Source organism: Bacillus sp. 196mf, assembly GCF_003217275.1.
GTDB lineage: Bacteria > Bacillota > Bacilli > Bacillales > Bacillaceae_G > Bacillus_A > Bacillus_A thuringiensis_S.
The window spans coordinates 137614-151316 of sequence record NZ_QJTG01000003.1 but is presented as its reverse complement, the minus strand read 5'-3'; the positions used below and the strand labels follow the sequence as shown (position 1 = coordinate 151316).

The window sequence follows — 13703 nt, the reverse complement described above, 5'->3', positions numbered from 1 at the left end:
TACCTTTAAGTCTAAAAATAAAAAAACGTTTAAGAAAACGTTTTCAAAAACTTTCATTTATACTGTACCATAACAATTTCTATTAAAAAAGATTTTTTTGAAAATTTTATTATTTAACAGGAAATCTTACAAAATCGTCACGTTCTTGTAATGTTCATCGATAGGAAGTTTGCCAAAATTATTGCATAATAATAGTATAACAACAGAAATTATTCATGAGGTGATATATATGAACGGAAATAAAATATTAGCTGCGTTATCATACTTTAGTGTACTATTTGCCCCTATCTTATTCCCTATTATCGTTTGGATTGTAGGAGACGCTGAAACAAAACCACATGCAAAACGTGCTCTATGGACACACATCATTCCAAGTATCGCTACATTCATTGGCTTAACTATTTTAGGAATTATGGGTCTTGGATCTGATCAACCAGATGTAACACTTGGAATTGGATCAATGATTGTCTTAGCTATTTGCGGAATCATCAGCTTATACTACTTCATCTGGAACATTGTAAAAGGAATTAAAGTACTGAAAGCTTAATTTTAAACAAACGTTTGTTTAAAAAAGGACCCTTGCAAATTGCAAGGGTCCTTTTCCGTTCACTTTATCTTCTGCGTTTCTTCTTTTTTCTCATCATTTTCTTTCGGCGCGTATTCACTTTATCCGCTATAATGTGGAGCGTACTTGCCACAACAATTCCCATTAAGAACGTTACAATTTCAACCTCATGTTTCTTCGCAATTTCTATTAAATTACCATCCAGTGCGATTACATTTAATAGGAATAAAAATGGAGAAAAGACGATTAACATGTACGCAATACGAATCACATCACCAAGTATAATCGTATGCGTAAAGAAAGATCGATGCGGCATTACTTTTTTATAAGGATACCAAAATATACGTAAGAAACCCCATTTGTTATAAGCATTACTGTACGTATCTAAATCCGGTGTTAAAAATGAAGTACCTACTAAAAAACCAATTGCAAAAGTTAATAAAAAATCAAAATTTGTTAATCCATACGAAAAAAGCAAAAACAAAACAACCGGAAGGGATATTAAGTTTATTTTCGTATGCGTTCTTCCTGATGGCATAATGCACTTCCTCGCTTACGTTCGTCCTGTCACCTTATGACAGGTTTCACCTATTGACCTAATTTCTGATCGATAAATGTTGTGTCTATATCCGAACCAAACCATTCTGCCAACTTCACTCGTGCCTTATCTTTCACATCTTCATTGACGTATAACGACACCTGTATTAGTGCGGCCGTTAACGCCCCTAAATCATCCGTATAGCCAATTCCAGCAATGAAATCTGGAATCGCATCAATCGGTGCAATAAAATAAGCAAGTGCTCCAATTACAATAATTTTCACTCGTTTTGGAACATCGGGTCTTTGCAAAACGTAAAACAGTAATAAACTTGTATAAATGACCGACTGCCCTGCTTGCTTTGCAACATGTTTTACTTTCTTCCAAAACGCTTCAACTGAAAATTTTTGTTTCATGTAAAAGCCTCCCTATTTTTAAAAAGAAATAAGCTACAATATGTTATCAGTAAAAGTTCATAGAAATTACACAAAACCTATCAATGAACTTTCATTGTAACAAACAAACCGAAAAAGAACAAGTGTTCGTTAATTTTTACACAATTTCCTTCATATAATAGATTTCTAGATAACCCTTACCCATCTTCGTTTCTTATTTCTCAACAAAGAAAATTTTCACTTCTACTTAACATTCTGCTCTATCTTTGTTATATTTTCTAGTTGACGGACATATAAACGAATGTTAAAGTTTTCTCTGGTAGTGACAAATCTTATACAAAAAATGTAAAATGTTATAGTGTTTCTCAGAAATGAATTTTGTTGTATAATACAGAAATGACGTTATGCTTATGAGCAACAAAAGAAACCAAAAGGGTATGCATAGTTATAGTCGTATATGGGTGAATATAGAACCTTTAATTATGGCCAAGAAAACTATGTATTTTTTATTTTAGCATTTTTCGCTCCAAAATCGACCAAGCCTGATAGAGAAAGGGTGGAAATGAATGAAAGAAACCTTGAAATCACAATTTCAAAATGTGCGTTTCACTGTATTCGTAGCATTAGCCTTATGGCTGAAAACTTACATTATTACACGTACAAGCTTTGATTTAAAACTTGAATCTTTCATGCAAGAATTCATTTTATTCCTTAGCCCATTAGCAGCATCATTACTGCTTGTTGGTCTTGCATTATTTGCAAAAGGGAAAAAACGTAACTATATAGCACTTGGAATTAATTTTATCTTAACAATCGTTCTTGTTGGTAACGTAATGTTCTACGGATTCTACAATGACTTCGTTACTTTACCAGTACTCGGACAAACATCTAACTTCGGAAGTTTAGGTTCTAGTGTGAAAGAATTATTTAACTACAAAATTATTCTTGCATTTGCAGACATTATCATATTCTTCGTTCTATTGAAGAAAATGAAAAACTTTGCACCTACAGAGCGTGTAGCACGCCCGATGCGTTCTCTATACTTCGTATCAACAGTTGCTATTTTCTTCGCAAACTTAGGACTTGCAGAAGCTGAACGCCCAGAACTATTAACACGTTCATTCGACCGCGTTATGCTTGTTAAAAACTTAGGATTATATGTACACCAAGTATACGATCTTGGCTTACAAGCGAAATCAAGTTCACAAAAAGCATTCGCTGACGGTAGTAAATTACAAGAAACAGAAAACTACGTGAAAACAACACAAAGTAAACCAGATCCAAATATGTTCGGTACTGCAAAAGGGAAAAACGTAATTGTTGTCTCTCTTGAGTCATTACAAACATTCTTAATTGGCGCAACAGTTAACGGACAAGAAGTTACACCATTCTTAAACCAATTTACGAAAGAAAGTTATTACTTTGATAACTTCTTCCATCAAACTGGGCAAGGTAAAACATCTGATGCTGAATTCCTAGTAGATACTTCTTTATATCCACTAGACCGCGGTGCTGTATTCTTCACACACGGTAACAATGAATATACAGCAACTCCAGAAATTTTACGTCAGCAAGGGTATCACACGTCGGTATTCCACGCAAACAACGCAACATTCTGGAACCGTAACATTATGTATCCAGCACTTGGTTATGATCGTTACTACAACGAGCTTGATTACAAGATTACGCCGGAAACAAAATTAAACTGGGGATTAAAAGATATCGAATACTTCGATCAATCTATTGATATGTTGAAAGAAGTGAAGCAACCATTTTATACTCGCTTCCTTACTTTAACGAATCATTACCCATTCACTTACGATGACAGTACAAAATTAATCGACGAATATAATTCTGGTGATGGAGTATTTGACCGTTACATGGTAACTGCTCGTTACTTAGACGAAGCAATGAAACACTTTATTGAGCGTCTAAAAGCAGAAGGTATTTACGACAACTCAGTAATCGTATTCTACGGTGACCACTACGGTATTTCTGAAAACCATAACCGTGCAATGGCACAGTTCTTAGGAAAAGAAGAAATCACTGCATTTGACCATATGAACTTACAAAAAACACCGATGTTTATTCACGTTCCAGGTCAAAAAGAAGGTAAAACAATTTCGAAACCAACTGGTGAAATTGACATTAAACCAACTATTCTAAACTTACTTGGTGTAGATTCTACAAATGACGTTCGATTCGGTCATGATGTATTCTCACCTGATAATAAAGGATTTGTTGTTCTTCGTGACGGTAGCTTCGTTACAGATAAATACATGTACACAAACAGTACATTCTACGACCGTGCTACTGGCGAAGTTGTACAATTACCGAAAGAAGAATCTCAACCACTAATTGATCGTGCCCAAAATGAATTGAACATGTCTGATAAAATCATTGAAGGTGACTTACTTCGCTTCTCTGAAAGTAATAAGATCAAAACTGGTGAAGTAAAAACAGCTATTAAAGAAGAAAAGAAGAGCGCTGAGTAATCTCAGCCTCTTTTTTTATTTTCTTCCATACAACTACTTATATTCATTAACTTTAAAATTACATAACCTTTACCAAATATTCACATAGTGTTAATGGAGAATCTCTATAATAAAATATATAAACAAGGTTCTACATATTTCTTATCTCTCATCTTTCGTAAGATCCCTTAAAGAAATGTGTAAATCTTTTGTTTCTACTTTCTTATAATTGTCTTTCAACATGTTTTGTTTCCATACACAAAGCATTCAACGAGACAATGTCCCTATGAAAGATAGCTACCCTCCTTGTGCAGCATTCCATAAGAATGTTGCTTTTTTTTATTTAAAAGCAGGATTCTCATTCTTATTTTCGAATTTGTATATACAAAATGCTGTAAAGTGAAACTTTAATCAGCCCTCACCAATCGGGCATTTACGGGCATATGTAGAGAATTACTTACATAAAAATTACTATAGTGATTCTTATCTCGCATGAATGAAAGTTTCACGTTACTTACGTACTTACGAAAGGATGGGACGGAAATTGGCATACGAAAAATTTGTACTTTGGAATGATGAAGTTATTGATACAACAAAACAACAAACGTACATAGAACTTGAAGAAAGAGGTTTGCAGTTCGGAGATGGTGTCTACGAGGTTATTCGCCTATATAAAGGGAACTTTCACTTATTAGATCCGCACATAACGAGATTATATCGATCCATGGAAGAAATAGAATTATCGCTCCCTTTCTCAAAAGCTGAACTCATCACTTTACTTTACAAATTAATTGAAAGAAACCATTTCCACGAAGATGGCACAATTTATTTGCAAGTATCTCGCGGTGTACAAGCTCGCACACATATATTTTCATATGACAACCCTCCGACAATTTATGCCTATATTACAAAAAAAGAAAGGCCAGCGTTATGGATCGAATATGGTATACGCGCTATATCAGAACCCGATACACGATGGCTACGCTGTGACATTAAATCATTAAATTTATTACCAAACGTACTAGCTGCTACGAAAGCTGAACGGAAAGGCTGTAAAGAGGCACTTCTCGTAAGGAATGGTATTGTAACGGAAGGAAGCCATTCCAACTTCTTCTTAATTAAAAACGGAACTCTTTACACACATCCAGCCAATCACCTTATTTTAAATGGTATTATTCGTCAATATGTCCTTTCTTTAGCCAATACTCTTCACATTCCTGTACAGGAAGAACTTTTCAGCGTTCGTGACGTTTATCAAGCAGATGAATGCTTTTTTACAGGCACAACGATTGAAATTTTACCAATGACCCACCTTGATGGAACCGCGATTCAAGATGGGCAAGTTGGACCTATCACCAAAAAACTGCAAAAATCTTTTAATCAAATCTTGTTACAATCCAATATGGCATCTTCTTAAACACGAATAATTTCTGTCCTTTCATATTCAATATATGCATTTAAATGGAAATCAAGGTGTAATTTTATGCCTTGATTTTTTTCTTGTAATCTTTTTGTCATATTCAGATTCCTATATAAGTCTTGACAGTAATCGACATGCTCTTTAGAATTTTTAACAGTTGGTAAATATTTCTTCACTACATTACAGACAGAAAGGAATCGACAAATTATGAAAAAGTACCTTGCCGGTCTTGCGGCAGTGTCTGTAGCAGGGGGAGCAGCACCTACACTTGATAGTGTTCAAGCTGCACCTGAACAAAATACACAAAAAGCTGCTACAACTGTCCAAGCTTCTGCATCAAACGACTCATCTTATAAGGTAAACGCGAGCGTATTACATGTTCGTGCAGGATCAAGCACTTCTCACGACATCATCTCACGCGTTTATAGCGGTCAATCACTAAACGTGATTGGCGAAGAAAATGGTTGGTTCAAAATTAACATTAACGGAAAAACAGGCTTTGTTAGTGGCGAATTTGTATCAAAAAGTGGAGCAGCAAACAACAATGTAAGCACAGGTGGAAACAATAAAGTTACTGCTGATGTATTACGTGTACGTACAGCTCCTAACACTTCTAGTTCTGTTTCTGGACGTGTATATGAAGGACAAACATTAAACGTAATTGGACAAGAAAATGGTTGGGTGAAAATTAACCATAATGGACAAGTAGGTTATGTAAGTGGCGAATTCGTATCTGGCGTTTCTTCTAATGGGGGTTCTTCAAACAACAATACGAATAATAACAACCAAGAAGTAAAACCAGCAAGCGGAAACTATACAGTAAATGTATCTTCCCTTCGCGTTCGTACAGGTCCTAGCACTTCTCACACAACTGTAGGTTCTGTCAAAAAAGGACAAGTAGTACAAGTTGTCGGCGAAGTTCAAGATTGGTTCAAAATCAATTACGCAGGACAAACTGCTTATATAAGCAAAGACTACGTAACAAAAGGCGGTTCTAACGAAAACGTTACAGAAGGCAACAAACAAGAGCAAAACAATAATAATGGAACTATTCAAACTGGTGGTTCTTACGTAGTTAACGCTACATCTTTACGTGTTCGTACAGGCCCTGCCGCTTACCATAGTGTAATTGGTGGCGTTTTAAACGGTACAACATTAAACGTAGTTGGATCTGAAAACGGTTGGTTTAAAGTAAATTACCAAGGAAAAACAGGATTTGTTAGTAGCGAATTTGTAAAATTCGTTAAAGGTGGCACTACTACTCCTGAGCAACCAAAACAACCTGAAAAACCTAACCAAGGTGCAATTGGCGACTATTACATTAATGCTTCTGCACTAAATGTACGTAGCGGCGAAGGTACAAATTATAGAATCATAGGCGCACTTCCACAAGGTCAGAAGGTTCAAGTAATCTCTGAAAACTCTGGATGGAGCAAAATTAACTACAACGGTCAAAATGGTTATATCGGAACACGTTACCTATCTAAAACACCAGTTGGAGGCGCAGTAGATAATAAGCCTAACAATAACCAAAATAACAATCAAAACAATAACAACAATAATAATACAGGCAATAATAGTGGCGACAGTTCTTCCGTACTTGCATATGCAAAATCAATGCAAGGTGTACCATACGTTTGGGGCGGAACTTCTGCTAACGGCGTAGACTGCAGTGGCTACATCTACCACGTATTTAAGAAATTTGGTCATAACATTAGCCGTCAAAGTGTTGCGGGATATTGGAGTAGCCTACCACAAACTTCAAATCCACAACCAGGTGACTTAATTTATTTCCAAAACACTTATAAATCAGGTCCTTCTCACATGGGTATTTACCTTGGGGGCGGATCATTTATCCAAGCTGGAGATAAAGGTGTAGCAATCGCTTCATTAAGTAACTCTTATTGGAAGAGCCACTTCTTAGGATACACGAAAGCACCTTAATTAATAGTTTCCAAGCCTTCTAGTTTACTAGAAGGCTTTTTGCTATGAGTTCAACATATTACTCCCTTTCTCCTACCTTCTCTCTATAAAAATAATGTATCCATTCTTCCATTTCATACACTTTATTCTGCAAAAATAATCCATAACGTTATCATAATGTATATATTCTCATAAAAAACATAACCTATTTCATGTCCATTCATTTCATATGTGTTTTTTTGAAGAATTTTCTTTTTATTTAAACTTTTCGTTAGACGTTTGACCTCCGATGTCCATTATGATAAGTTACTTAAGATGTATATTCGCAAAAGTATAGACAACTGGTTTATACACTTTTTTTACTATGAGGAAGGAGCATACACTGCATGAATCTTTTATGGGGAATTGGCGGCGTGATTGGAGTATTAGCAATTGCTTTCTTACTATCTTCCAACCGCAAAGCTATTAATTGGCGCACAATTTTAATTGCGCTAGCATTACAAATGTCATTTTCATTTATCGTATTACGATGGGATGCTGGTAAAGCAGGTTTAAAACACGCTGCTGACGGTGTTCAAGGATTAATTAATTTTTCTTACGAGGGAATTAAGTTCGTTGCTGGGGATTTAGTCAACGCAAAAGGACCTTGGGGATTTGTATTCTTTATTCAAGCACTACTTCCAATCGTATTTATTAGTTCATTAGTAGCAATCTTATATCATTTCGGTATTATGCAGAAATTTGTTAGCGTCGTTGGTGGTGCATTAAGTAAACTTCTTGGTACTTCTAAAGCAGAAAGCTTAAACTCAGTAACGACTGTATTTTTAGGACAAACTGAAGCTCCAATTTTAATTAAACCTTACTTAGCACGCTTAACAAATAGTGAATTCTTCACTATTATGGTAAGCGGTATGACAGCTGTTGCTGGATCCGTTCTTGTCGGCTATGCAGCAATGGGTATTCCGTTAGAGCACTTATTAGCAGCTGCAATTATGGCAGCTCCATCAAGCTTATTAATTGCAAAACTAATCATGCCAGAGACAGAAAAAGTAGATAATAACGTTGAACTTTCTACAGAACGTGAAGATGCAAACGTTATCGATGCAGCTGCACGCGGTGCATCTGAAGGTATGCAACTTGTTATTAACGTAGCAGCAATGTTAATGGCTTTCATCGCATTAATCGCTTTATTAAATGGATTATTAGGATGGGTTGGTTCTTGGTTCGATATTAAACTTAGCCTTGATTTAATCTTCGGTTACTTATTATCACCATTTGCAATCTTAATCGGTGTTTCTCCAGGTGAAGCTGTACAAGCAGCAAGCTTTATCGGTCAAAAACTTGCAATTAACGAATTCGTTGCATACGCAAACTTAGGGCCACACATGGCAGAGTTCTCTGACAAAACAAATCTAATTTTAACATTTGCAATCTGTGGATTCGCAAACTTCTCTTCTATCGCAATTCAATTAGGTGTAACAGGAACTTTAGCTCCTACTCGCCGTAAACAAATTGCACAATTAGGGATTAAAGCAGTTATCGCTGGTACATTAGCGAACTTCTTAAACGCAGCAGTTGCAGGTATGATGTTCCTATAAACTTATATAGAGTCTTCTCTTTCTCCAAGAGAAGACTTTTTTCATGCAATCCAAACGTATTATATATATCTATCAACCACCTTATCCCAAATATAAGAACATTATGATACAATAATGTTTAGATCTTTTTATTTTTCTGATGAAAATAGAAATACTACTTGTTGTTGCCCTTCAAAAGAATTTAACGACATAGTCAATTTCTTAATAATTGCGCATACTACAAGTATCTATGGATGAAATAGCTTTAAGGAGGAAAGTTTTGTGAAAGATAAGTTCTATAAAATCCTCTCTATGTGGATTCTACAAATTGTATTTTATTTTACTACTGTACATGTGACGAATTATGAGCATGCGCTCATTTTTACAATAATATACGTAATCGTAAATGTACTATTCTTATTTTTAGCTGACAAAACAGCATTTATTTTCTTCATACTAGGAACCATCATTTCCGTATTTTATTTATTTTATGAAGCATGGCTTCATTTATGGAGTACATCAGTTCAATGGCAATATATGATTACCCACTTCCTGATGGCAGCTAACTTCTTCATTGTATACATAACAACTCACCTATTGAAAAAAGTGATTCATGAAAATAAAACTTTGACTGAGCGTGTGAGAACGTTGGAACAATATATTGGAGAATCAAAATTACTAACGAGACAAGAATTCGAGAGACGCCAAGCTTTATTAACGACTGCAATGAATCGTCGTAACGAAACAGGCTTTATTGTTTACTTTGATTTCACTTCCTTTAGTAAATATACGAAGGAAAGTGTTATGGACCGTGTAGCTTCCTTATTAGTTGAAACCGTAAGGAATGATTTTGACCTTGCTGCTGAATATGATAATAATACGCTAGTTATTTTATTACAAAACACAAATGAAGCTGGTGCTGATATTGTAATGAACCGCCTAAAGCCAAAAATGGAGCAATGGCTTGCAGCTGAAGCAATCCGAGATATAAAAATTTCACGTGAGCAAATTGGAAACAAAGGACAGACATTGTTATGATGACTCTCGTTATACTTCTTTTATTTCTTCTGTTTTGCGTACTCGTTTTTTGGATCAGTATCACATTTTCAATTAAATATGTTCTTATTTTTACGGCCTTTCTATTCTCTGGCTTACTCGTTTACTACTCTTTCTTAACAATCGCGGGCTTAATTCACCGAAATAGTAAACGAAAAGATCGTACGCTAGAACATTATCCGAGCGTTGATATTTTCATCCCTGCTCATAATGAAGGGGTCGTTATTAAAGATACTTTAGAGGCAATGGCGAAGATTGAATATCCAGGAAAGCTAACCATTTATCTATTAAATGATAACTCTCAAGATGAAACACCTGAAATCGGCGATGATTTCGACAAAGCTTATGCCCACATTCGTCACATTCGTGTTCCGTCCGGTGAACCGAAGGGTAAATCACGCGTATTAAACTACGGCCTTAGTATTTCAGATGGTGAATACTTCTGTGTGTACGATGCAGATAACCAACCTGAACCACACGCACTGCGAATGCTTGTAGAGCACGCTGAAACAACTGAAGATGCTGTTGGGGCTGTTGGACATGTTCGTACAGTAAACGAAAAAAGAAACTGGCTGACGCGAATGATTTCGCTAGAATTTCAAATCTTCCAGCTCCTTATGCAATCTGGACGCTGGTTACTATTCCAAACAGGCTCACTGACAGGAACAAACATGCTTCTTCGTCGCTCTGCACTAGAAGAGCTTGGTGGCTATGACCCTTATGCAATTGCAGAAGATGCCGAATTAACATTACGAATTACACAAAAAGGTTATCTCTTACCAATCGTCCCAGAATCAGTTACTTGGGAACAAGAACCAGAGCATTTAAAAATCCTTATTAAACAACGTACACGTTGGCTCCAAGGGAATTTATACATTTTAGAAAAAATGTTCTCATCATTAAGTTTCTTTAAAGGAAAACTTCTCGTCCATTCCTTACAACAAGTTCTAGTGTATGTTGTATTTTGGCTATTCCTAATCATTTCGAACGTTTGGTTTGTAATTGGGCTACTCGGGATATTCCAAATTCAATATAGCATTCCGCTACTATTTATGTGGTATGTCGCATATATTACATATGTTTCTCAATTATTTAGTGCCCAGAGTGTCGAACGAACCTTTACACCGACTAATATTTTTATTAGCGTTATTATGTACTTTACGTACGCACAGCTCTTTACGTACTTATTTATTCGCAGCTTAATCTTATACTTACGTGCGAAGAGCAAGAAACAGGTCATTGGCTGGGATAAGACAGTTCGATTTAAAAAAGATAAATAAAAATAAGCACAGAGCGCCGTATGCTCTGTGCTTATTTATTGCCGTATAAATTATATATCAGACAATACCCCTTAGCTGAAAGTAATTTCACGTCCATCCCCCAACGAACGATCGACCTTCATTTATATACGAAAAAGTGATTGCTATTTTTGTAGAACCAATTGCTTCTCTTGCTGTTCTTTGCGCGTTTCAGTCTTAGGTTCCGTGCTTTCTTGGACACTACGATGTGCCACACGTTTCAAACAAATATGCTTCCACTTTCTTTCGTAACGTTTCATTATTCTAGATGTCCCCCTTGAATGCGCTTTAAAACTATTTGAAATCGCTTACAGGAAATAATATAGCACATATATATAAACGTGACAACACATTTCCGACATATTTTTGACAAAAATACGAATAGAATTCGTAAGGTATCGAATATTGTCGAAACCTATCGTTTTTTCTTCGTATAAAAGGCATACTACTTATATGGTAAAGTATTTTATTTCCCCTACCCGCATTTCAAATTCCTTCTATATAAAGTGAAACTTTCATTAGCCATCACCAATCGGGCTTTTACAAGCAGCTCGACTTATTTGCTTTTGCTGAATTTTGAGGTGGGGTTCTTACTGCTCAGCAAATAGAGGGATAAAAAAAGAGCTGATATGAAATCAGCTCTTTTCCTTCTATTATTAATGACGCTTCATACGTCCTTCTTTTTGTAACTCTTTAAATAATGCTGCCATCATAAAGAAAATAACAAAGACGAACGGGAATGCTGCAATGATAGCTGCCGTTTGTAAGGCTTCTAATCCGCCAATATATAATAGCGTAGAAGCTATCGCGGCTAGAACGATACCCCAAATCATTTTAATACGATTTGGTGGGTTTAAACTACCATGTGTCGTTAACATCCCTAAAACGAATGTTGCAGAGTCTGCAGATGTAATAAAGAATGTTGCAATAAGTAAAATACCTAAAACCGATAAAGCTGATCCAAAGCTGCCCATCTGATCGAACATAGCGAATAATCCTACTTCTGTTCCCATTTCTTTCACTTTGTCGAAGATATGTGCATCACCAAACAGCTCCATATGAATACCAGTACCGCCGAACACAGAGAACCAAAGTGCACCAATTACGGTCGGCACAAGTAACACACCGATAACAAACTCACGAATCGTACGACCTCGTGAAACACGAGCAATAAACGTACCTACGAATGGTGACCATGCAATCCACCATGCCCAATAGAAAATTGTCCACGATTGAATCCATTGGTTTCCACCTTCGTCTAATGGACTTAAACGGAAGCTCATGCTTGGTAATTCCTGAATATAAGAACCGATTGTTGAAGTGAAGTAATTCATAATAAAGTTTGTTGGACCCGCAAATAATACAATAATCATAAGTGCAAACGCAAAAATAATATTCGTATTACTTAAATATTTAATTCCTTTATCAAGACCTGTTTGCGCAGATAACATAAATAATACTGTTACGATTGCAATAATAACTAACTGAGTCGTTAATGAGTTCGGGATAGATGTTAAATAACTAACACCACCTGCAATTTGTTTTGCACCGAGACCTAATGATGTTGCAACACCAAACACAGTTGCGAAAACAGCTAACACATCAAATGAATGAGCAATACGCCCGTGTTCCCCGCCCTTAAATAACGGGCCTACTGTCGCACTAATCGTACTTGCTTTTCCTTTTCTAAAGGTAAAGTAAGCAATACATAACGCTACAAACGCATATAGTCCCCAAGGATGTAATCCCCAATGGAAAAATGAAAAACGCAGTGCAAGGCGCGCACTTTCCTCAGTTGCACTATCCCCAAACGGAGGTGCGTATAAATGGTTTAATGGTTCGGCAACGCCCCAGAAAACTAAGCCAATACCCATACCAGCACTAAATAACATAGCAAACCATGTCATATAACTATAATCAGGTTCGTCATCATCTTTACCTAAACGAATAGAACCGTATTTCGAAACAATTAAAAAGATAGATACACCTAAAATAATAGAAACGGAAATAATATAAAACCATCCAAACTTACTAACTAATGCAGTTTGAATTGCGGTTGTTACATTTCCTAAGCTACCTTTTCCAATAATAGATTCGGGAATAATCCCCCAAATTGTAAATGCAATACATAATGTTAATGAAACGATGAATGTTTTTGTCAGTTTCCTCATCAAATCCCCCTTCGTAGGTTTCGTTTTTGTAAATAACATAAATTCCGATATGTAAAATCGGATAGAAAACTATAATTTTGCGGTGATTTTCTTACTTTCACCTTCACCAATTCGAATTCTTATGGACAGCCTTACCTTTCGTATAACCTTTTCACTCTGCAAGAGCTACAAGTTAGAAATACTGCTGTCAAATTGTGTGAGAAAAACGCGGATAGGAATGTATTTTCCTAAAAAAGGATGTGTTACATATGTAAAAAAGGGCAAAGTTCTTCCTTGCAACCCTTTC

General features: G+C 36.0%; 10 protein-coding genes. 7 read left to right on the top strand and 3 right to left on the bottom strand.

Annotation, left to right across the window (positions count from 1 at the left end):
* Positions 1-229 precede the first annotated feature (229 nt).
* Positions 230-547: a magnetosome magnetite crystal formation protein family gene (locus ATL10_RS07450; RefSeq protein WP_001014092.1), complete on the top strand. Its 318-nt coding sequence runs from the start codon at positions 230-232 to the stop codon at positions 545-547.
* A 64-nt stretch (positions 548-611) separates the two neighbouring features.
* On the opposite strand, the gene ATL10_RS07445 is transcribed toward ATL10_RS07450, so the two are convergent.
* Entirely contained in the window at positions 612-1103 is a 492-nt protein-coding gene (locus ATL10_RS07445; protein WP_001139059.1) for a metal-binding protein, read from the bottom strand.
* A gap of 50 nt (positions 1104-1153) precedes the next feature.
* Positions 1154-1519, bottom strand: a complete 366-nt coding sequence (locus ATL10_RS07440; protein WP_000810378.1) for a YkvA family protein — start codon at positions 1517-1519, stop codon at positions 1154-1156.
* Positions 1520-2064: 545 nt separating this feature from the next.
* On the opposite strand from ATL10_RS07440, the gene ATL10_RS07430 reads away from it, so the two are divergent.
* The 6 genes from ATL10_RS07430 to ATL10_RS07395 all read left to right on the top strand — a co-directional run bounded on the left by ATL10_RS07430 (position 2065) and on the right by ATL10_RS07395 (position 11228).
* Positions 2065-3993 carry an LTA synthase family protein gene (locus ATL10_RS07430; RefSeq protein WP_000665343.1) on the top strand — a complete coding sequence of 643 codons (1929 nt, stop codon included), beginning with the start codon at positions 2065-2067 and terminating at the stop codon, positions 3991-3993.
* Between the two features lie 511 nt (positions 3994-4504).
* The gene (locus ATL10_RS07420; protein ID WP_074593743.1) at positions 4505-5389 is read left to right on the top strand and encodes a D-amino-acid transaminase; all 885 of its coding nucleotides are present in this window, start codon (positions 4505-4507) and stop codon (positions 5387-5389) included.
* Positions 5390-5599: 210 nt separating this feature from the next.
* The gene (locus tag ATL10_RS07410) at positions 5600-7336 is read left to right on the top strand and encodes a C40 family peptidase (protein WP_098566681.1); all 1737 of its coding nucleotides are present in this window, start codon (positions 5600-5602) and stop codon (positions 7334-7336) included.
* Between the two features lie 365 nt (positions 7337-7701).
* Positions 7702-8913 carry a NupC/NupG family nucleoside CNT transporter gene (locus ATL10_RS07405; RefSeq protein ID WP_001051020.1) on the top strand — a complete coding sequence of 404 codons (1212 nt, stop codon included), beginning with the start codon at positions 7702-7704 and terminating at the stop codon, positions 8911-8913.
* A 261-nt stretch (positions 8914-9174) separates the two neighbouring features.
* Complete coding sequence (locus tag ATL10_RS07400; protein WP_000653228.1) at positions 9175-9930, top strand: nucleotidyl cyclase domain-containing protein; 756 nt, start codon at positions 9175-9177, stop codon at positions 9928-9930.
* Positions 9927-11228 (top strand): glycosyltransferase family 2 protein, encoded by a 1302-nt coding sequence (locus ATL10_RS07395; RefSeq protein WP_000988755.1) that lies wholly within the window; start codon positions 9927-9929, stop codon positions 11226-11228. Before ATL10_RS07400 ends, ATL10_RS07395 begins: the two co-directional genes overlap by 4 nt.
* Before the next feature lie 674 nt (positions 11229-11902).
* Here the strand turns inward: ATL10_RS07395 and opuD are convergent.
* Positions 11903-13417 (bottom strand): glycine betaine transporter OpuD, encoded by a 1515-nt coding sequence (gene opuD, locus ATL10_RS07385; RefSeq protein ID WP_001229103.1) that lies wholly within the window; start codon positions 13415-13417, stop codon positions 11903-11905.
* Between the last annotated feature and the right edge of the window lie 286 nt (positions 13418-13703).